The organism is Fusibacter ferrireducens, from assembly GCF_015352425.1.
GTDB classification, from domain to species: domain Bacteria; phylum Bacillota; class Clostridia; order Peptostreptococcales; family Acidaminobacteraceae; genus Fusibacter_A; species Fusibacter_A ferrireducens.
Genome location: NZ_JADKNH010000007.1, coordinates 42,761 through 63,125 on the forward strand (window position 1 = coordinate 42,761; position 20,365 = coordinate 63,125).

Genomic DNA, 20,365 nt, shown 5'->3' on the forward strand with positions numbered 1-20,365 from the left:
ATACTATGACAACTCTGAGCACTATTGCAATTACCATCTTAGTTATAAGTAGCATCACAGGGACATTGGCTTTTCTTCTATCTCTCGCCAATAAAACCATTGCAAATTATGGCGAAAAGAAACTCACGATTAACGAGAGCAAAGATTTTGTCGTTGATGGTGGAGAAACCTTGCTGTCTTCTTTAGTGGATCAAAAGGTTTTCATACCTTCTGCTTGTGGTGGTAAAGGGAGTTGTGGCTATTGCAAAGTCACTGTAATAGAAGGTGGCGGACAAATTCTCCCCACAGAACTCGGATATGTTTCACCCGCTGAGCAAAAACAAGGTGTAAGACTTTCTTGCCAATTAAAGATTAAGGAAGATATGAAAATTCAGATTCCTGAGGAACTGTTTAGCGTCAAACAATTTGATTATCGCGTGGAATTCATAAATGAGGTCACACCTACTATAAAACATTTAAGACTAACACTCCCCATAGGTGAGGAAATTCAATTTAAAGCAGGACAATATGTCCAAATTTTAGCACCTAAGTATAAGGGCAATGATGAAGAGGTTTATAGGGCCTACTCGCTGGCCTCTTCACCTCTGGATAAGAAGGCCATTGAACTCTATATTGGACTCGTTAAAAATGGCATTGCCACCACTTTCGTACATGATTATCTCAAACCCGGTGCCAAACTCACCGTTGTAGGTCCCTATGGTGATTTTTTCTACCAAGATACGAATCGTGAGATGGTTTTAGTGGCTATTGGGACTGGAATGGCCCCCATTATGTCCATTTTAAAATTCATGAGAGACAGCGGCATCCAGCGCAAAGCTACTTTTTACTTTGGTGCACGCACAAGAGAAGATTTATTTGAAATGGAGACACTTGAACAACTTGAAAAAGAACTGCCAAACTTTAAATTGATCACTTGTCTCTCACGTCCTACAGAACAATGTCAGTGGACAGGCGAAAAAGGTCGAGTGACCGATCTTCTGGAAAAGTTCTTGGATGATGGCGCGAATAAAGAAGCCTATCTCTGTGGCAGTCCTGTTATGATTGATTCTGTGATCCCAATTTTAATGTCAAAGGGCATTCCAGAATCACAGATTCTATATGATAAATTTGAGTAGGATGACGAAATTCCTTATACATTCTATATTTTAAACTCAGTCAAAATATGAAAAATACTACTATAAAAATGCTACTCTATGTTTATTGCAAACAGATATTTATGGCGTCTATACGTGTACATGCCCAGTTGTACCGAAGTGTTATAGACGCCCTATTTTTTTGTCTCTTCTTTTTCAAGGTTTTCTATACTTTATGCAGTGTGTTTTGAAGCACCGTTCTTTAAGACTAAAACGCTATTAATCCATACAAATAGAATGCCGAGAATCCCCATTGCTATAAAGGCAAATCTTAAATCCACTAAGTCACCCATTACACCCACTGCAGGGAATAAAATAATCATAAAAAAACTAAAAACCATACTGGCAAAAGATAAAATTGTCGCCCTGTTTTCACTTGGTACCAATTTATTAATATAATCGGTCATGGCTATATAAGTCACACTCTCCGTCATCATCATAATCACAAAGAATACATAGTGATAGGGCGTTAAAGCAATCCCCCATATACACGCTACAGTTATCCACGGCGCGCCTAAAAGAATACCACGTTCTTTAACCACACTTTCAATCCGATGGACTTGAGTTGAAATAATTGCAGCGGCCACTGATGAAATGGCAAGGATTAATCCTATTTGACTTTCGCTGTAATGCAGAGATTTAAAATAATTTTGATTATAGTAAAAAATACAGGTACAGAAAGTTGCGATTAATTGTCCTAGCACCATCAAAGAGGCAATTTTAGGATTTGATTTTACAACCGTAATGCTATCTGTCAGTTGATTTTTAAAAGTGACAAATCCGTTCAGTAAAATATCGTTTATTTTACTTTCATTTGCTTGTTCAACTTCTATGGCTTCAACTTCTATAGCTTCAACTTCTATGACTACATCTTCTATGATTGCATCTTTATTTGTCTCAAGATCATGTCCCCTCTTTTCAATCTCTGGTTCTATAAAAGTTAGAGACTGGATAATACTGAGCATACCAATCACTATTGTAATGTAAAATGCCACTGGATAGCTCCTCGTTGCAAAATATCCGCCCACAAAAAATGAAATAACACTTGCCGCTTGATAGAATACTTCTTTTCTGCCATTGATTTTCATGAATTCAGATGCTTTACCTAGCTCTTTTAATGAATCATATATTAGAGCGTCACCTGCTCCTGATTCTAAATTGTATGAGAGTGCTGAAAAAATAAAGGAAAGCGCAAACCCCCAAAAATGATTTGACAACAGTAGAATAGATACACTAATCAAGGCCAAAATTCTGCCCCCCACACGGCTGACTTTCCGTCCAAGCAGATCCGCCACAGCACCAGTGGGCACTTCCATTGTAAAAGAAGTTAAATGGAAAATGGTTTCTAGTAGCCCCAATTGCGTCAACGACATGCCCTTGCTTGCTAAATAAATCATCCATATGCCCCTTGTCAAATCTAAATTGTATATCAGTGTAAATAAATAATTCTTGCCGATATTGCGTTTTAATTTCTGCTTCCTATTCATAGCACTCCTCATTTTGTTTTTCGTGTTTTTCGTGTTTTTCATTGTGTCCTCCAAAGTAAATTAGAATCATTGTGTCTACAAGGTCTTCGGAAGAAAAATAGCTTTCAGTTCAAATGTGGTTCACTTCTCTCTTTTTCTATAATTTACAATACAAAAAAACTCCAAGTGGATGTACTTGGAGTTCTCAATTCTAAGGTTCTTATAAAATTAAGTCTTCTTCAGACACTTGTTGGTTGACATAATATTAAGTTTTAGTGAGACCTATTGCGTCTACGCTAAAATTTCCTGTAATATCATGTGCAACTGCAAAGTATGAAAGCCTGAAGTTCATGGTATTTCTCACTTTCTAAAAAAATATAATACCCCTACATTGTAACTTGATTATTAGAACAAGTCAAGATTCTTGAGCAGAATCTGCATTATATAAAACGTATCGAAAAATTATCTTTTATCATTTTGATGGATATTTCTCATCATGCCAATCACGGTTTCTCTTGTCACCTGCAAAAGACCCTAAGCATTTTTTCATTAGAAAAACTGCCCTAAACCGTGAGAAGAAGGGCAGTCTTTCTTTGTGGGTCAGTAATTTGATTAATCCCTATATAAAGGGAACTTATCGCATAATGTTTTTACACGTGCTCGTGCAGGTTCTAGATCAGCATCTCTATTGTCTATCGTCCAACTGATGATATCTGCAATTTCAAGCATTTCTGCTTTGCCAAAACCACGTGTCGTAGAAGCTGGCGTTCCAATTCTAATACCACTTGTCACAAACGGGCTAGCCGTTTCATTTGGAACCGTATTTTTATTGGTTGTAATGCCAATTTCATCGAGCAATTTTTCAGCAGCTTTACCTGTAATATCTTTATTTCTTAGATCAACAAGCAATAAGTGATTGTCTGTACCGCCAGATACAATTTTAAAGCCTTTCGCCTTTAAAGCGTCTGCAAGAGTACTTGCATTTTCAACAACTTGCTTTTGATAAGCTTTAAATTCATCAGACATTGCTTCTTTAAAACACACTGCTTTAGCAGCAATAATGTGCATTAAAGGCCCCCCTTGAATACCTGGGAACATTGTTTTGTCAATCGCTTTAGCAAATTCTTCTTTACAGAGAATTGCACCACCTCTTGGTCCCCTTAATGTCTTATGAGTTGTCGTTGTAACAATATCCGCATAAGGTACTGGATTTGGATGAAGACCTGCAGCTACTAAACCTGCAATATGGGCCATATCTACCAGCATTAAAGCATTTACTTCATCACAGATTTCTCTGATTTTAGCAAAATCTATAATTCTAGAATATGCGCTCGCACCTGAAACAATCATTTTAGGTTTTTCTTCAATTGCCATTGCTCTTAAGTTGTCATAATCAATAAAGCCAGCTTCATTTACACCGTAAGAAATAAAATTATAGAGTTTTCCAGAAAAATTAACTGGGCTACCATGTGTTAAATGTCCGCCATCAGATAGGTTCATGCCAAGAACTTTGTCACCAGGTTCAAGAACAGCCATATAAGCCCCCATATTTGCTTGCGAACCTGAATGCGGCTGAACATTGGCATGATCAGCACCGAATAGAGCTTTCAATCGATCACGCGCTAAATCTTCCGATATATCTACGAATTCACATCCGCCATAATATCTCTTGCCTGGATAACCTTCTGCATATTTGTTTGTTAAATGTGAGCCCATTGCTGCCATTACCGTTTTACTTGTGAAGTTTTCAGATGCAATTAGTTCAATATTACTTGATTGTCTCTTCAGTTCAAGTGCCATTGATTCATAGAGCTCCGGATCATTTTTTTTAACGATTTCTAAATTCATGACTTGGTCCCTCCTGCGTTACTTTTTAGTTTTGATCGGTGCCATGTGAATGGCTTCTCCTTTGAGCCCCATAGTAGCTTCAGCAAAAGCTTCCGAAAGTGTTGGATGCGCATGAATAGTGCCTGCAATAGCATCCACATGCAGCTTTTGACTTACGGCAAGTGTGCCCTCATGAATTAAATCTGAAGCATGCGGTCCCATAATATGAACGCCCAGTATGGTATCGTCCATATCTGAAATCACTTTTATGAAACCTTCAGGTTCTCCAATAGAGAGTGCCTTTCCATTTGCACCAAACATAAATTTGCTTTTTTTGATTTCAATGCCTTTTGCCTTTGCTTGATCTTCAGTGAGCCCAACAGATGAAATCTCTGGAAAAACAAAGATACAGCTTGGTACCACATCGTGATTACCGTGATGCAGTACGCCCATGATGTGATCCACAGCAGCAATCCCTTGATGTGATGCGGCATGTGCGAGCATAAGTTTTCCATTGACATCGCCAATTGCATAGACACCTTGAACATTAGTTTTGAAATGCTCGTCTACAATAATGCCCTTTAGATTATATTCTACACCAGTATTGGCCAAATTTAAACCTTCAATAACTGGTGTTCTTCCTGTTGAAACCAAAACAGTAGTAGCATCAAATGTCACTTCGCCCTTTTTGGACTCGCCCACTACAGTAAGACCATCATCTGTCTTTATGATTTTAGTTACTTTGGTCGATTTGTGGACATCAATCCCTTTTTTCTTAACGCTTACAGCAAACCGTTTTGAAATTTCTGTATCCACTTGACCAAGAAGTTGATCAGCATATTCAACCACAGTCACCACACTGCCCATGGCAGAAAAAATACCTGCAAATTCCATCCCAATAACGCCGCCGCCAATAACCACCAATTTTTCAGGTACCTCTGTAAATTCTAAAATTTCTTTGCTAGTGATAACGCCTTCGTGATCTAGCCCCTCAATTGGTGGCATCTGAGGCTTCGATCCCGTGGCAATAATAATATTTTCACATGAGATCGTGCTGATCTCACCCTTTGCAGTGGTAATCTTCAAATCTGTTGCGCTTAAAAATTCTGCACTGCCGTAAACGACCTCAATCCCATTGATTTGAATCAATTGCTCAATTCCACCAACCAGTTGATTCACAACTTCTCTTTTTCTAGATTGAATCTTTGGGATATCAAAGCTCACAGGACCCGTTTTAATTCCAAAATCCTCTATATGGTTTAAAGTATTTAGAAGCTCCGCATTTCTATAAAGCGTCTTTGTAGGGATACACCCATAATTTAGACAAGTGCCTCCAATTTTATGATGCTCAATTAAAGTTACCTTGGCACCTAATTGTGCACCACGTATGGCGGCCACATAACCTCCTGGTCCACCACCTATAATGACGATTTCTTTTTGCATATTGCCTCCTAAACTTGTTTTTCCCATTTGAGCACTGGGGATCTTGCCGCAAGGACCTCATCCACTCTCCTAATTTGAGTTGTCGTAGGTGCCTGTTTGAGCAATTCAGGTGTTTCATCTGCTTCTTTACTAATTTGAATCATGACATCAATGAAAGCATCCAGCGTTTCAAGACTTTCGGTCTCCGTAGGTTCGATCATAATGGCGTCATGCACAATCAATGGAAAATAAATCGTCGGTGGATGATAGCCATGATCTAACAAGCGTTTTGCCACATCAAGGGTACTGCACTGATTGAGTTCACCTTTGAGACCTGCAAGTACAAATTCATGTTTACAAATGGTATCCACAGGTAAATTATAATATTCTTTTAACTTCGCTTGCATGTAGTTTGCATTGAGCACAGCCATTTCACTTGCGCGTTTCAAGCCCTCGCCACCCATGGACAAAATATAAGTGTAAGCTCTCACAAGGATGCCGAAATTGCCATTAAACCCTTTCATTCTGCCAATTGTATCTGGTCTATCATAGTCCAGAATGAAACGATCATCCACTTTAGAAACAATTGGTGCTGGTAAAAATGGCTCCAAGAATGCTTTAACACCTACTGGACCAGAACCTGGACCGCCACCACCATGTGGTGTTGAAAAAGTCTTATGCAAATTATAATGTACAACATCAAATCCCATATCACCAGGTCTAGCTTGACCCAGAATCGCATTTAAATTGGCACCATCATAATAGAGCAAACCACCAGCTTCATGAACAAGTTCAGCAATTTCAAGGATATTTTGTTCAAATAGACCTAGTGTGCTCGGGTTGGTAAGCATTAACCCTGCAATATCATCCCCCAATACCGCCTTTAAGTTATCAAGGTCAACTGCACCCGATTTTGTAGATTTGATTTCCACCACTTCAAAACCTGCAACGTTTGCACTTGCAGGATTTGTGCCATGTGCTGAATCAGGAACAATAATTTTATTTCTCCTGGTTTCACCACGTTTTTCATGGTATGCCTTAATGATCATCAGACCTGTAAGTTCCCCATGAGCACCTGCAGCCGGTTGAAGCGTAAAGGCATCCATGCCACCAACTTCAGATAACATACTGCTTAAATCGTACATGAGTTCAAGCGCCCCTTGTGCTTGCGTCTCATCTTGATAGGGGTGAAGGTTTACAAAACCATCTAAAGCAGCCATATCTTCATTGATTTTAGGATTGTATTTCATGGTGCAAGACCCCAGTGGATAAAACCCGGTATCTACACCAAAATTCTTGTTGCTTAATAAAGTATAGTGTCTAACGAGCTGAGGTTCACTTACTTCTGGTAAACCAAGCTCTTTTTTTCGGAGTAAGTCTGCTGGAATTACATCATTGATTTCTACGTCATCAACTTTGCATCCAGGAATTTTATACCCTCTTCTGCCTTCTTTTGAAATTTCAAAAATAAGTTGATCGTATTTTACCATTTGATTGCCTCCATCGCCTCTACAAGTGCATCGATTTCTTCTTTAGTTCTCTTTTCGGTTACGCAGAATAGAACTCTGTTTTGATCGGATGGATATGCCTTTCCTAAATCAAAACCACCAAGGAATCCCTTTTCAGCCAATTTTTCATTGAGTTTGTCAATTGCCATGTCGGTTTCAAGGACAAATTCTTTAAAGAATGGCGCCTCATACACCGCTCTAAACTTACCTGTTCCAATGAGTTTTTTCTGTGCATAATGTGATTTTTTAACACATTGAGTTGCAACTTCCTTCAGACCTTCTTTACCAAGTGCACTCAGATAAATCGTCGCACAAAGTGCATTTAGAGCTTGATTTGAACAAATATTAGAAGTTGCCTTTTCTCTTCGGATATGTTGCTCTCTTGCTTGAAGTGTCAAAGTGAAAGCCCTTTTGCCGTCTAAATCCATGGTTTGCCCCACAATACGCCCTGGTAATTTTCTCATTTGTTTCGTCGATGCCGCCATAAATCCAAGATAAGGCCCACCATAATTTAAGCCATTACCAAGAACCTGACCTTCTCCCACAGCTAAATCAGCGCCGTATTCACCTGGCGTCTTGAGTATACTCATGGCAATTGGGTCCACATTCATGATAAAAAGCGCTTTATTTTCATGTGTCACTGCCACAGCTTCTGTGTAGTCTTCAATAATACCAAAGAAGTTTGGCGATTGGACAATTACGCCAACCGTTTCTTTAGAAATAACTCTTTTTAGGTTTTCAATATCGGTCACACCGCTCACAGCTGGAATCTCAATGACATTTATATCATTAAATCTCATATAGGTCTTAACAACTTCCCTAACTTCTGGATGCACTGTTTCAGAAATAAGAATGGTATTGCCTTTTTGATTTGCCACAGCAAGCATGGCAGCCTCTGCAGTGGCAGATGCCCCGTCGTACATGGAAGCATTCGAAACTTCCATACCAGTGACATTTGCAATCATGGTTTGATATTCGAATATGGCTTGCAATGTCCCTTGACTGATCTCAGGCTGATAAGGTGTATAAGCTGTATTAAATTCTGATCTGGATACCAAATGATGAATCACCGATGGAATCGCATGATCGTAAGCACCTGCACCTAAAAAACATATGAGTTCGTTAGTAGATGTATTTTTTTCTGCAAGTCCTCTAATATGTTTTGACACTTCTGCTTCTGAAAGTGGGGCACATAAGTTTAATCTTCTCTTCAATTTAACTTGCTCTGGGATGTCATCAAATAATCTGTCTACTGAATCAATACCAAGAACCTCAAGCATTTTTGCTTCATCTTGCTCAGTATTAGGAATATAGGGAAACATCATTATGCCTCCTCATTACAGTATGCTTCATACTCTTCTGCATTCATCAATTCGTCCAACTCAGTTGTATCTGAAAGTGAAATTTTAATAATCCAATTTTCATAAGGTGCTGTGTTCACAAGTGATGGATCGTCATCCAACGCTTCATTCACTTCTACTATCGTTCCAGATACAGGCATCAACATATCTGATGCAGCTTTTACGGACTCAATGGTTCCAAAACTTTCCTCCACCTCAAACGCTTCATCCATTTCTGGCAATTCAACATAGACAATCGAACCTAAAGAATTTTGTGCAAAATCCGTCACACCAACTAGTGCAGTTTCATCTTCAACTTTAACCCACTCATGATCTTTTGTATAATACAATCCGCTTAAAACTTTCATCTTCATTACCTCCTGAATTTTCATCATAATTTCAGCATCCCGCTGTAGGCAGTGATTAAGTAAATTATACCTTACTTTAACTATTTTTTATAATTCTTTTGATAAAATCTTTTACTGCAAATTGTCGCAGGTAAAACTTTCTTTCTGACCTGTATCCCAAGCGCGCCACCCATTTCAGCATATGATGCATCCACAAGTGCCAAGCCTATGTTCTTCTTAAGTGTCGGTGAAAAATACCCTGTGGTTACCATGCCGACCACCTTGTCATCCACAACGACATCATAACCATGTCTTGGAATGCCCTTTTCCATTTCGAAGCCAACCGTTTTCCTTGGAAGTCCAGCTTCCTTTTGAGCCACAAGCGCTTCTTTTCCAATAAAGCTTTCTTTACCCAACTTCACAAAGAAACCAAGTCCAGCTTCAAGTGGTGTGATATCCTTAGAAAGTTCGTTGCCATAAAGTGGAAGTGCCGCTTCAAATCTCAAAGTGTCTCTGCATCCCAATCCAGCTGGTTTTAGCCCCATGTCTTTGCCCACTTCCATGAGGGCTTCCCATATTTTGACGATGTCCTTATTTTCTGAATAAATTTCAAATCCATCTTCGCCAGTGTAACCCGTTCTTGAGACCAAACACTTTGCACCTGCCACTGTTACATTTCGGTTGCAATAAAAAAACTTAATATCATCTAAATTTACATCCACCACTTTTTGAAGAATCTCTTGAGCCAACGGACCTTGTATCGCCACTTCAGAAACCTGACTTGACATATTTTCAAGTGTTATGTCATAACCTTTTGATTGCTCGAGCATCCACGCATAATCCTTATTGATATTACTGGCATTGATAACAAGGTAAAAAAAATCTTGATTAAATTTATAGACGAGCAGATCGTCCACGACACCACCATCTTCATAGCACATCATGCCATAAAGAACTTGGTGGTCTTCAAGCGTAGCCACATCATTCGTCACAAGATTCTGGACAAATGCAAAGGCATCTTTGCCCTTCACCTCAACCTCACCCATGTGTGAAACGTCAAATATACCTGCGGCATTTCTTACAGCTTCATGCTCTTCTACAATGCCTTCATACTGTACGGGTAACGACCAGCCTGCAAAATCAATGATCTTGCCCCCAAGCTTTTCATGAACATCAAAAAGTGCTGTCTTTTTCACTGAATCCATTTTGATTCCTCCTTCACATACTGTACAGTGATACACTCTAACTCTAAATTTTCATTTGTCACATTAATTCATTTGTCACATTATTTTTTTATTTGTTTGATTCCATCATGCGCTAGTTATATCCTTTTTACCTCTGTCCTAAACGTATCCTTACAAACAAAAAGAGGTATACAATGGACGCAGCAATGCTAGTCGCCATTATATACCTCTGTATTTTTACCTGAGAGTTTCTCGCCAAGCAGACTTATATTATCTCGCTCTAGCGCTTCCTCCTTCGGTGCCTTTCGGTCTCTCCAGAGATCCATCCAATAACACTTCTGTTGCCTGAGAGTTTCAAATTAAAAACGGCTATTTTTAATCATTGCTCCTTCGGCTACCCTCTTAAGGTATCTCGCATTATCTTCAACTGGGATCAATATAATATATCATATGGTGCGGTCACAAAACCGTCCCATACCTGAGTTAATTTTATGCCATAAAGGCACAAATTTCAACCCCTTTTTGTATCCCTTTATAATTTTTTTTACGCAACAGGTTCAACCTAAATCTTGCGAGTCTACTAATCTCATAATTTAAGGCAACAAGTTCCATGGTTTAAAACCTTAAAGTGCTCTGTCATTGACCCCATCTAGCCATGCCTCAACAGCAGGCAATATGCGTTTTAACGAGCCCGCTTCAAATGGATTTTCAAGCTTTGCAACTTTTAACAATTCCAAGAATGGAAGACTGCCACCTCTATTACAGAGGTCGATGTAATCTGCCCATGCCGATTCACGATTCTCCTCTGCTTTGACAAAGAATTGAAATGCACATACTTGTGCAAGTGTGTAGTCAATATAATAAAACGGATCCATAAAAATATGTCCTTGTCTGAACCAATACCCGCCTCTTTTCAGAAAATCATTGTCTTCATAGGTTGTATGTGGCAAGTATTTTGTCTCGAGTTCAGCCCATTTGCTTTTACGTTCTGCAGGCGACACCTCTGGATTTTCATAAACATAGTGTTGAAATTCATCCACAAGAACCCCATAAGGAATGAACAATAAAGCTTCACTTAAATGGTTGAAATGGTATTTAGCAGTATCTTCTTTAAAAAAGCTTTCCATCCACGGCCACGTTAAAAATTCCATGCTCATGGAATGAATTTCACAAGCTTCAAGTGTTGGCCACACGTACTCTGGAATCTCATAATTTCTACTCTGATATACTTGAAATGCATGACCTGCTTCATGCGTTAAAACATCAATATCCCCAGAAGTCCCATTAAAGTTAGAAAAAATGAAGGGTGACTTATAGTTAGGTATAAAAGTACAGTATCCGCCTCCTGCTTTACCTTGCTTAGCTTCTAAATCCATGAGTTCGCTCTCCAACATGAAATTAAAAAATTCACCAGTTTCCTCAGATAATGATTCATACATTTGTTTGCCATTTTTTAAAATCCATTCGGGCGTGCCTTTAGGTGTTGCATTTCCAGAGTTAAATGCAATGGGCTCATCATAATAAGTTAGTGTCTCTAATCCCAATCTTACTCTTTGTTTCTCTTTCAATTTGCTCGCAATGGGAACCAAATCGTTTAGGACTTGATCTCTATAAGTTTTGACCATCCTATGATCATAGTCCGTTCTAGCAAGTCTCAAGTACCCCAATTCTACGAAATTATCGAAACCTAGTTTTTGAGCGATATTGTGGCGTACTTTAACCAATTCATCATAGAGATCATCAAAAGCTTTTTCATTTTCTTCAAAGAATTTTGTTGTGGCTTCCTGAGCACTTTTTCTAATGCTGCGATCCGTTGATTCATAAAAGGGTGTCATTTGAGCTAAATTGCGCTCTTCACCTTCAAACATAATTTTGGCAGAAGTTCTGAGTTTCGTGTATTTGGACACTAAACTATTTTCCAGTTTTAAATCCTCTAATATTTCTGGTCTAAAGGTTCTCATTTTTACATTTACAATGTTGAATAAATGTTCTCCAAACTCTGATCTTAGTGCATCTTTAAATTTGGATTGATTCAGCGCGTTGTAAAGGCGATCCACCATCTCCTCATACGTGGGCATTGCATCATCTATGAAATCATTTTCCGCATCATAAAAAGTATCCTCTGTATTGATTGTATGCCTTATGCTCACAAGCGTTGCCGCTGTCTCTATATTGTTTCTGAGAACAGATATCTCATGTAATATTTCAATTTGTTCTTGTGCAGAATTTGCTCCACTAAACTTTTCGATTAGTGCATCCATGTTGGTTTTGAAGACTTCCATTTGTGGACGCTCGTACTTAAATTCTGTAAATTTCATAACTGCCTCCCTACTCTTAAGTTTACTCCCTTAAAGAGATACTTTAACCCATTTTATCATAAAAAATAAAACCCGTATAATCAAATTTATACAGGTTCCGCTGGCTCTATAGAGTTTCACAGACCTTATGGAGAATCCGATAAATTTAATTTGCCACTATTGTGTGTCATTTGTTAAAGTGTGGGTAAATAGCTTATAGGATTATCGTAATTCTAGTAATTTAGGAGGTCATATGTCCATTCAGGTATCCGAAAATGAAATTTTTCACGCTTTTAGTGAATCCCTTGATCTAATTGATCGACGTATTTATAACCATCACAACGATGTTGCTTACATAGCGCTAAAAATTGCATCGGCACTGGAAATTACACCTAGAGATATTAAAGAAATCACAATTGCTTCATTGATCCATGATATCGGTGTTTTCACCGCCGATGATCGCGTCAATCTAGCGGATTATGCCTTTGAAGATATCACAAATCACGGTGAAATTGGTTATCAGCTTTTAATGTCTCTTACTGGATTCAGTAAAATTGCAACCCTCGTGCGATATCACCATGATGATTATCAAATTCTCATAGGCAAACCAAACTACAATATTTATTCCAATTTGATTTTCTTGGCGGATCGAATTGCCGTTTTAATTGACAAATCTAAATTTATACTCAATCAAATTGATCGCATTAAGTATATGATCACTGCTGATCAAGATGTTAAGTACAAAAGAGAATACGTAGATGCCTTTTTAACATTGTCAGAGCAGGAGGAATTCTGGCTCAATTTAACGACCGATCGACATAAAGAAATCATTATGGAAACCTTGAAACCAGATGCCATGATTAGGGATATCAATGCTCTTTTTGACATTTCAAAGCTCTTTATCTTGGCCATAGATTTTAGATCTTCCTACACGGCTTCTCACAGCATAGGTGTCTCTAAAGTCGCTCGTGCCATTGGGCAACTTCTTGGATATGATCGTGAAAATTTGGACATTCTTGAGATATCAGGCTATTTTCACGACATCGGCAAACTTGCCCTTTCTAAAGATTTACTCGATAAAAAAACGATTCTCAGCAAGAACGAAATGCTACAAATCAAATCACATTCTTTTTACACTTTTGAGATTTTATCTAAAATCAAGGGATTTGAGGAGATCAAACTAATCGCTTCAAGTCATCACGAAAAACTTAACGGCAAAGGCTATCCTTTTAAAAGATCTGACATCACTGAAAAAGAAATGATCCTCTGTATAGCAGATATTTTTTCTGCATTAACAGAGGAACGTCCTTATCGTAGTCATATAAATACTGCTTTTGCAAAAGAAGTTTTACTCTCTGAGGGCAACGATGGTAAATTGGATCTTAATCTCATTCAAATTGTTGTGGATCATATGGAACAACTCGCTCAGATCAATCACCACTATCAAAACATTGCCACAAAGCAGTACTCTGACCTCCAAGAAGCAATTTTGAAAAGTACCCAAATCACATCATAAATAATGATTTAATCTCATCAATACTCAATTTGTTTAAAAAAGTCTCCCCTGGTTGAATAATTTGATCAAACAGGGCTTTTTTCCGCCCTTGAAGCTCTAAAATTTTCTCTTCAATTGAATTTTGAGTGATGAGCTTGATCACGTGAACCCGCTTCTCTTGACCGATTCGATGTGCCCTATCTGTTGCTTGATCTTCCACTGCAGGATTCCACCAGGGGTCAAAATGTATAACAGTATCGGCGCCTGTTAAATTGAGGCCACTACCACCTGCCTTAAGGGATATGAGAAAAACAGATTTTTCCCCTTGATTAAATCTTTCAACGATTTGAATTCTCTCTTTTGCAGGCATACTGCCATCCAAATAAAAACAATCTGAGCTTATCGCCTTTTGGATTAATTTAAGCACAGAGGTAAACTGCGAAAAGACAAGCGTTCTATGTCCACTCTCTTCAAGTTCACTAAGGAGTTCAACCAAAGCCTCTACTTTACCACTGCCACCTTCATAATTAGAGAGATAGGCACTTGGATGTGCACAGATTTGTCTAAGCCTCATTAATCCAACAAGTAATCGCATCCTTTTATCTGCATCCAGTGTCTTGCCATATTGATCTTCTAAAAACTCGCCTCTGATTTCAGCCACCATTGCCGCATACAATTTTTTCTGCTCATCTGTCATACCAACAATTAAGTTTGTCTCCAATTTTTCCGGCAGTTCTTTAAGAACATCCTTTTTGATTCTTCTCATCATAAACGGTTCAATTAAACGCCTCAGTTTGTTCATTTGGACTTGCTCATGATCAGGATCGGCTTCTACTTTTTTCTCAAATTGTTCTCTGAAGTGATATCTTGTGCCCAAATAACCCGGCATGACAAAATCAAAAATAGACCAGAGTTCGCCTAAATGATTTTCTAGCGGCGTCCCTGTAAGCGCAAACTTATGATTTGCAGGGATTTGTTTTACCACCCTAGAGATTAAAGAACCCTCATTTTTAATATGCTGCGCTTCATCCAGCACAATCATATCGAAATCACATTGCTCGTATAACTCTTGATCCTTTCTGAGGACTCCATAAGAAGTGATTAAAATATGAGCCTCACTCTGCTCGATCATTTTTTCTCTATTTTCCTTTGTGCCCTCTATAATTTCATAAGTTAAAGAGTCTGTAAATTTAACGATTTCATTTGCCCAGTTATAAATAAGTGAAGTTGGTGCTACAATGAGAACTCTACCCAAGCCCATAGTCTGTCTTATTTTAATAAAGGTCAGCATTTGAAGGGTTTTACCAAGCCCCATATCATCTGCTAGAATGCCGCCAAAACCGTACATCGTCAATTGATTTAACCAATAAATGCCTTTGCTTTGATAAGGTCTCAATATCGTGACCAAATGTTCTGGAATTTCAAGTGGTACCATCGCTTTTTCATGGTTGACTAGCAAAGTATCATCCAAAATATCAACAGCATCCAGTCGCCCTTCATCTCTAAGCTGAGATAGATAGTACACCGAGGCTTTGGGTAAGGCAATTAATTGAGTGGCTTTATTCATCTTAGCTTGAAATAAATTTGTCAATTCTTCAATGGTTTCAAATTGTCCTTCTTCAAGCGCTAAAAAATCACCATTTTTCAGCTTATAATATTTCTTTTTTTCTCGATAAGCTTTAAGCAACTTTAAAGCATCCTCTTTTTCAAAGCCATCGATTTCAATTTCGTATTCTAGCAGATTACTGGACGCGTTTGTCCTTATGCTTTGCTTGATCTTATCCCCATGAATAATACGGCGTTTTGAAAATCGCTCCGTCCTGAATAGCGTTGCATCCTTCTCTATCTCTAACAACTCAAATTTTAAAAAATCAAAGATTTCGTGATCTCTTAAAACTTTAATGTGATCTCCTAACTTATGATAGGGATAGCGATCAAAACGTGACATAAACGCAGCTTCTTTTTCATAATCTCTATGTGCCACGATCCAATCCGATTGATGGTTATCTTCAGTTAAACCGTTGATTTTGACATGTCCATACTGGAATAAAACCTCAATTTGAATTGCGCCACCGTTATAATCTAAGTACACTTCGAAAACAAGTTCCGCTTCAATAAACAGTTTTTTAAGATCTGGATGTATGGTCACTTCGCCTATTTTTTCTAGATTGGGCAATATAAAGTCCACGTACTTTTGGAGTTGCATTTTGTTAAACACCATTTTAGGGACGATTACTTTGAGTGGAAATAGTATATTCAGTACCTCACGTTGCTCTTTTGAAGTTTGAATCAGAGTTGGCTTTTCACGGTTTAATAAGACGTAATGCATGTGATGCCCCAATAATTTAACCTCTGCAGGATTGAGGACATTGCATTCCAAATGAGATGCATTCTTAATGAGCTCAAAGTGAAATAAATGCGCTTGTGTTTTTATCTTTATTTTTCTATTTGTCTTTTTATCATGATAATCCAAATTGCAGTGTTCTATCACCCTAATAAAGTTTTGATGTGTTAACTGCACCATACTATGTTTGATAACGGGTATACCATAAAATTTTTGTTCCTCTCGAAACTGTTCTAATAGATCAAAAAGCTTTTGTCCCTCATCTGAAAGCGACATCTCCTGTGATTGCAAAGTAAATTGAGAACCAAATTTTAAACTCTCGCCTGAAGTGTAAGCCTCCATAAATTGCAAGACATCTTTAACCACATAGAGGTAATCGGAACCGATTTTAAAGGACATTCGAACAGGATACTCATTAGGCGTATTCGGCATTGTAAATTCAAGATACGGCACAATATGAATCCCCTTTTTTTCTACACTATGCTTTTGTCTAAAACTTTTGATCATCCCATCGAAATCACTGTGTATAACCTTTTTTTCTATACCGATTCTAGGTTGGACATCCTTGCGTTTGTCCACAACGGCTACTTCATTTGCTTCCGTTCTCTTAATTTTTATTTTGGATTGATCATATATTGTACTGTCATTAAATGGCCACGGCAATTCCATGGTATCTACACGTTCCAACAACTCGCCATCATCCATTAACTGCAAAAGCGAAGCCACAATATGCCTACAAGGTTTCATCGTTTTATGACAGCTGCATTTAGAGGTCAAAAGATCTCCCAGTTTAGAAAATTTGAGTTTTACGTCAAAAGACTGCCCTTCCATAACAATGCTAACAATATTTTGTGCCCCAACACCTTCTGTTATATATACTTTCCCATTTTGATATAAAGACAGACCCGCAGAGAATATCTGAGGTTTCCCAGTTAAATTCAAAATGATAGAACGACTTAAGTTATACTTCATGATGCCTCCTCATGGATTACTGAACGTACCGGCCCTTAACCTTTTAATTATACTCTATTTCCACAAATTAAAAAAGGACTCTGAAAAGAGTCCAAATGAGCAATAGCCAAATAATCACAACAAATACTGCAAACCCCCAATTTTTAGGCAAATCCTTTTTAGTTAAAAATTGAGCTTTGATTTTACTTTCACGATATAAATGGTCTGGAATCAATTTCAAGAGACCTTTGATCGCAAGGGGCAACAAGATAAAATCATCCAAATAACCTAAAACGGGGACAAAATCAGGGATGAGATCAATTGGACTCAATGCATATGCTAGCACAAGTATTGTGAGTAATTGAAGACCCGCGTTTAATTGTCTTTCTTTGTATAGGACATATAATGTTGTAATTTCTAGTTTAAGGCGTTTTGCAAATTCAATTATTTTTGATTTAATCGCTTTTAATGTTTTCATAGTGTAATTTCTATCTCGTTGCCTTCAAAGTCCAGTACAACACTTTCAAAATACCCATCTCCTGTGGTCCTTGGTTCACTTTTGACTTTAAAACCGTCCAAACGCAGTTGTTCTGTGAGTGCTATGACGTCGTCCTTGCTGCCCACTGAAAAAGTAAAATGTGCCAGTCCGAGATGCGTATGTTCTTTTAAACTCGATACATCCGGTCTCTTCATAATTTCAAGCCGCGCACCTTCTTCAAAGCGGATAAAATAGGACATGAAATCTGTGGTTTGATTATGATACAGCTCTGATGCTTTGCCGCCAAAGTACTGACAATAAAACTTTTTTGATCTCTCGAGATCAGACACCCAAATGGCTATATGCTCTATTCTCATCTTATCAACATCCTTTCAAGGCTTTAAATTGTCCATATTCAGATTCATCTTATTTAAATTCCTCATATATTATGTACACTCTCATTATACAATAAAAAGGGGCTTTTATCGATGTTGAATAAAAAAAATGTGATTCAGCCTATAAAATGTTTACGTTCTAAAATATCCTGAAAATAGACCTTTACTTTTGTATTATAAGTTTCACGAATGATAAAAGCCTGCTCAGTAATAAAGGTGACAATACCACTGCTCACATATTTGTGTTCTTGATCAAATAACGTAATGATATTCCCGCTAATCTGATATGCTCTAATCAAATTCTTGTATTCCTCTAACGAATTGCAGACATAGAGTCTCAATACACTCACCTCACAATTTATGCTGTTCTCTTTGAAGGTTTTACATTGATTTCTTTTCAATAAGTTTTTTACATTGCATTTTTTACAAATTACTTACGATTTAGTTGCTGAACTTTCGCTATACAATCCAAACAAATATTTTTTCCTAAGTGCGCTTCTAGATTACTCTGTGAACCACAAAAAACACAAAAGGCTTCACTATACCTTTTGAGTAAAATCATATCTCCTTTTGCAGCAACTTCTAATGTCTCTCCAATATCAATGCCTGCATGTTTTCTTAGACCCGCTGGAATGACGATTCTTCCGAGTTCATCTACTTTTCTCAAATTGCCTATTTTGCTCATTTTATCCCCCTCTTTCTCTTTTTATATTTTTTCACATCTAAAAATGTTCAACGCAAAGCGAGATCACGTAATGTTATCTTTATGGTCAAAAAAAATAGTTTCAATATCTGTCTCAAAAAACTGCGCTATGTATTTTGCCATTTTTAACCTTGGTGTCCTCTTTTCAGTTTCCCACATGGCCACAGTTGCACTTGAAACACCTAATTTTTTCGCAAGTGCTCTCTGTGACAAATTCTTTTCTGTTCTGTATTGGGCAATTCTGTTCAATTAGACCTCCTATTATCCTTTTGAATTATTTAAAAAATATCACATTTGGTTACTTTTGTCAATTATTTATTCACTTTTCGTTATTTTGTTATCTTGTAATAATCTTTTCCTTTATTTTTGCTCACTTTATGTGATATTATGGTCTAAAATGAGAGTGCATTAAGGGTGGTCATATGATTGAAAGTAGACTCAAACAACTTCGAAAGGAAAAAGATTTAACTCAAAAGGAATTGGCAGATAAACTCAACATTTCCAAGGGGTCTATTGCTATGTACGAAACTGGAAAACGTTCTCCCGATAACGAAATTTTATCCACTATTGCTGATTTTTTTGATGTCTCCACAGATTATCTTCTTGGCAGAAGTGATATCAGACGCTATTCTGAAGAGATTTTAGCTTTTAATACGACTGAACATTTAACGGATGATGATTTAAAATTAGTTAAGGATCTCATCGAAACCTTAAAGCATAAAAATCTACAAAGTAAATAATTTTTGCTACAAGAGCGTATGCTCTTTTTTACATTGATCTGTGCTCTTTTTATGTTGATTGGTGCCACTTTCAAGCTTTATGCTATTTTATCATTTTAAGGAGTCGTTGCATTTATGGATACTTTACTCAATAGGATTAAGTCATTAGGCATCCAACTTGAAATTACAAATGCATTGCCACAAAGTGTGAATGGATTTTACTATAGAGATGATGTTCATGATATTATTGTCATCAATAATGCCATAAAAAGCGAAGTTGAATTTAAGGCCGTACTCAGTCACGAGCTTGGACACTATTTTACAACGGAACCTCACTATAAGAGCAATTCATTTCTGGATATCATACATACAGAGAGGGATGAGATTAGGGCCATCCGATGGAGTTGTGACTACTTAATACCCAATGAACTTTTATTGAGAACACTCTCTGAAGCTTCTGATATGCAATTTCAATCTCTGACAGATTATTTTGAAATCCCTGCCCAACTTTTAGAGATGAAATTCTATTTTATGAGTCTGATTTCTCATAAATGGCAACTTGATGATTCCAAGTGTCTTTTGCTCTCAGCTCTGCCATCAATTTATGTGGTTGAAGTACCCTCAGACACGGTGGATACAGTAGATGATGCTTTTTGGTGTTCTGAAAAAATGGAAACTTATTTACAAAATCCAGCATGTCACAATATCAAAGTTATTTACAAAATGATTTAGATGCTATACTTATTGAAATGCTTC

Annotated in this window: 18 protein-coding genes and 1 riboswitch; of the genes, 4 read left to right on the plus strand and 14 right to left on the minus strand. The window is 37.6% G+C overall.

Translation table 11 applies throughout. The annotated features are described in order from the left end of the window. Positions 1–5 precede the first annotated feature (5 nt). On the plus strand, positions 6–1,115 hold the full coding sequence (locus ISU02_RS12180; protein ID WP_228727809.1) for an NADH:ubiquinone reductase (Na(+)-transporting) subunit F: 1,110 nt from the start codon (positions 6–8) through the stop codon (positions 1,113–1,115). A gap of 191 nt (positions 1,116–1,306) precedes the next feature. Here ISU02_RS12180 and ISU02_RS12185 read toward each other — a convergent pair whose 3' ends face one another. The 8 genes from ISU02_RS12185 to ISU02_RS12220 all read right to left on the minus strand — a co-directional run bounded on the left by ISU02_RS12185 (position 1,307) and on the right by ISU02_RS12220 (position 12,545). Next, positions 1,307–2,662, minus strand: a complete 1,356-nt coding sequence (locus tag ISU02_RS12185; RefSeq protein WP_228727810.1) for an MFS transporter — start codon at positions 2,660–2,662, stop codon at positions 1,307–1,309. A gap of 549 nt (positions 2,663–3,211) precedes the next feature. Further along, entirely contained in the window at positions 3,212–4,447 is a 1,236-nt protein-coding gene (gene glyA, locus ISU02_RS12190; RefSeq protein WP_194702112.1) for a serine hydroxymethyltransferase, read from the minus strand. 18 nt (positions 4,448–4,465) lie between these two features. Continuing rightward, positions 4,466–5,869: a dihydrolipoyl dehydrogenase gene (lpdA, locus tag ISU02_RS12195; RefSeq protein ID WP_194702113.1), complete on the minus strand. Its 1,404-nt coding sequence runs from the start codon at positions 5,867–5,869 to the stop codon at positions 4,466–4,468. Between the two features lie 8 nt (positions 5,870–5,877). Beyond that, a complete protein-coding gene (gene gcvPB / locus ISU02_RS12200) occupies positions 5,878–7,338 on the minus strand; it encodes an aminomethyl-transferring glycine dehydrogenase subunit GcvPB (RefSeq protein ID WP_194702114.1) in 1,461 nt (486 codons plus the stop codon). Next, the gene (gene gcvPA / locus ISU02_RS12205; RefSeq protein ID WP_194702115.1) at positions 7,332–8,678 is read right to left on the minus strand and encodes an aminomethyl-transferring glycine dehydrogenase subunit GcvPA; all 1,347 of its coding nucleotides are present in this window, start codon (positions 8,676–8,678) and stop codon (positions 7,332–7,334) included. Before gcvPA ends, gcvPB begins: the two co-directional genes overlap by 7 nt. A gap of 2 nt (positions 8,679–8,680) precedes the next feature. Continuing rightward, positions 8,681–9,064 carry a glycine cleavage system protein GcvH gene (gcvH, locus tag ISU02_RS12210; RefSeq protein ID WP_194702116.1) on the minus strand — a complete coding sequence of 128 codons (384 nt, stop codon included), beginning with the start codon at positions 9,062–9,064 and terminating at the stop codon, positions 8,681–8,683. A gap of 80 nt (positions 9,065–9,144) precedes the next feature. After that, a complete protein-coding gene (gcvT, locus tag ISU02_RS12215) occupies positions 9,145–10,248 on the minus strand; it encodes a glycine cleavage system aminomethyltransferase GcvT (protein ID WP_194702117.1) in 1,104 nt (367 codons plus the stop codon). A 198-nt stretch (positions 10,249–10,446) separates the two neighbouring features. Beyond that, positions 10,447–10,555, minus strand: a riboswitch (glycine riboswitch). Between the two features lie 295 nt (positions 10,556–10,850). Next, a complete protein-coding gene (locus ISU02_RS12220) occupies positions 10,851–12,545 on the minus strand; it encodes a M3 family oligoendopeptidase (RefSeq protein WP_194702118.1) in 1,695 nt (564 codons plus the stop codon). 232 nt (positions 12,546–12,777) lie between these two features. Here ISU02_RS12220 and ISU02_RS12225 point away from each other — a divergent pair, with 232 nt between their 5' ends. After that, positions 12,778–14,040 (plus strand): HD-GYP domain-containing protein, encoded by a 1,263-nt coding sequence (locus tag ISU02_RS12225; RefSeq protein WP_194702119.1) that lies wholly within the window; start codon positions 12,778–12,780, stop codon positions 14,038–14,040. Here the strand turns inward: ISU02_RS12225 and ISU02_RS12230 are convergent. From ISU02_RS12230 to ISU02_RS12255, 6 genes are all read right to left on the minus strand, one after another. Beyond that, positions 14,030–17,335: a DEAD/DEAH box helicase gene (locus tag ISU02_RS12230; RefSeq protein WP_194702120.1), complete on the minus strand. Its 3,306-nt coding sequence runs from the start codon at positions 17,333–17,335 to the stop codon at positions 14,030–14,032. The genes ISU02_RS12225 and ISU02_RS12230 overlap by 11 nt on opposite strands. A gap of 67 nt (positions 17,336–17,402) precedes the next feature. Continuing rightward, positions 17,403–17,792: a YkvA family protein gene (locus ISU02_RS12235; RefSeq protein ID WP_194702121.1), complete on the minus strand. Its 390-nt coding sequence runs from the start codon at positions 17,790–17,792 to the stop codon at positions 17,403–17,405. After that, positions 17,789–18,169, minus strand: coding sequence for a VOC family protein (locus ISU02_RS12240; protein ID WP_194702122.1), 381 nt, complete (start codon positions 18,167–18,169; stop codon positions 17,789–17,791). The genes ISU02_RS12235 and ISU02_RS12240 overlap by 4 nt, the downstream gene beginning before the upstream one ends. A 134-nt stretch (positions 18,170–18,303) precedes the next feature. Then, complete coding sequence (locus ISU02_RS12245) at positions 18,304–18,528, minus strand: hypothetical protein (protein WP_207736287.1); 225 nt, start codon at positions 18,526–18,528, stop codon at positions 18,304–18,306. Positions 18,529–18,617: 89 nt separating this feature from the next. Beyond that, the gene (locus ISU02_RS12250) at positions 18,618–18,872 is read right to left on the minus strand and encodes an AbrB/MazE/SpoVT family DNA-binding domain-containing protein (RefSeq protein ID WP_194702124.1); all 255 of its coding nucleotides are present in this window, start codon (positions 18,870–18,872) and stop codon (positions 18,618–18,620) included. Between the two features lie 63 nt (positions 18,873–18,935). Beyond that, positions 18,936–19,139 carry a helix-turn-helix transcriptional regulator gene (locus tag ISU02_RS12255; RefSeq protein ID WP_194702125.1) on the minus strand — a complete coding sequence of 68 codons (204 nt, stop codon included), beginning with the start codon at positions 19,137–19,139 and terminating at the stop codon, positions 18,936–18,938. Between the two features lie 173 nt (positions 19,140–19,312). On the opposite strand from ISU02_RS12255, the gene ISU02_RS12260 reads away from it, so the two are divergent. Continuing rightward, positions 19,313–19,630, plus strand: a complete 318-nt coding sequence (locus ISU02_RS12260; protein WP_194702126.1) for a helix-turn-helix domain-containing protein — start codon at positions 19,313–19,315, stop codon at positions 19,628–19,630. A gap of 114 nt (positions 19,631–19,744) precedes the next feature. Continuing rightward, positions 19,745–20,341: an ImmA/IrrE family metallo-endopeptidase gene (locus tag ISU02_RS12265; protein ID WP_194702127.1), complete on the plus strand. Its 597-nt coding sequence runs from the start codon at positions 19,745–19,747 to the stop codon at positions 20,339–20,341. The last annotated feature ends 24 nt before the right edge of the window (positions 20,342–20,365 follow it).

Bases quoted from the DNA above. Each gene is read 5' to 3' on its own strand.
- ISU02_RS12180 (WP_228727809.1), top strand. From the start codon at position 6: ATGACAACTCTGAGCACTATTGCAATTACCATCTTAGTTATAAGTAGC.
- ISU02_RS12185 (WP_228727810.1), bottom strand. From the start codon at position 2,662: ATGAAAAACACGAAAAACACGAAAAACAAAATGAGGAGTGCTATGAAT.
- glyA (WP_194702112.1), bottom strand. From the start codon at position 4,447: ATGAATTTAGAAATCGTTAAAAAAAATGATCCGGAGCTCTATGAATCA.
- lpdA (WP_194702113.1), bottom strand. From the start codon at position 5,869: ATGCAAAAAGAAATCGTCATTATAGGTGGTGGACCAGGAGGTTATGTG.
- gcvPB (WP_194702114.1), bottom strand. From the start codon at position 7,338: ATGGTAAAATACGATCAACTTATTTTTGAAATTTCAAAAGAAGGCAGA.
- gcvPA (WP_194702115.1), bottom strand. From the start codon at position 8,678: ATGTTTCCCTATATTCCTAATACTGAGCAAGATGAAGCAAAAATGCTT.
- gcvH (WP_194702116.1), bottom strand. From the start codon at position 9,064: ATGAAAGTTTTAAGCGGATTGTATTATACAAAAGATCATGAGTGGGTT.
- gcvT (WP_194702117.1), bottom strand. From the start codon at position 10,248: ATGGATTCAGTGAAAAAGACAGCACTTTTTGATGTTCATGAAAAGCTT.
- ISU02_RS12220 (WP_194702118.1), bottom strand. From the start codon at position 12,545: ATGAAATTTACAGAATTTAAGTACGAGCGTCCACAAATGGAAGTCTTC.
- ISU02_RS12225 (WP_194702119.1), top strand. From the start codon at position 12,778: ATGTCCATTCAGGTATCCGAAAATGAAATTTTTCACGCTTTTAGTGAA.
- ISU02_RS12230 (WP_194702120.1), bottom strand. From the start codon at position 17,335: ATGAAGTATAACTTAAGTCGTTCTATCATTTTGAATTTAACTGGGAAA.
- ISU02_RS12235 (WP_194702121.1), bottom strand. From the start codon at position 17,792: ATGAAAACATTAAAAGCGATTAAATCAAAAATAATTGAATTTGCAAAA.
- ISU02_RS12240 (WP_194702122.1), bottom strand. From the start codon at position 18,169: ATGAGAATAGAGCATATAGCCATTTGGGTGTCTGATCTCGAGAGATCA.
- ISU02_RS12250 (WP_194702124.1), bottom strand. From the start codon at position 18,872: ATGAGCAAAATAGGCAATTTGAGAAAAGTAGATGAACTCGGAAGAATC.
- ISU02_RS12260 (WP_194702126.1), top strand. From the start codon at position 19,313: ATGATTGAAAGTAGACTCAAACAACTTCGAAAGGAAAAAGATTTAACT.
- ISU02_RS12265 (WP_194702127.1), top strand. From the start codon at position 19,745: ATGGATACTTTACTCAATAGGATTAAGTCATTAGGCATCCAACTTGAA.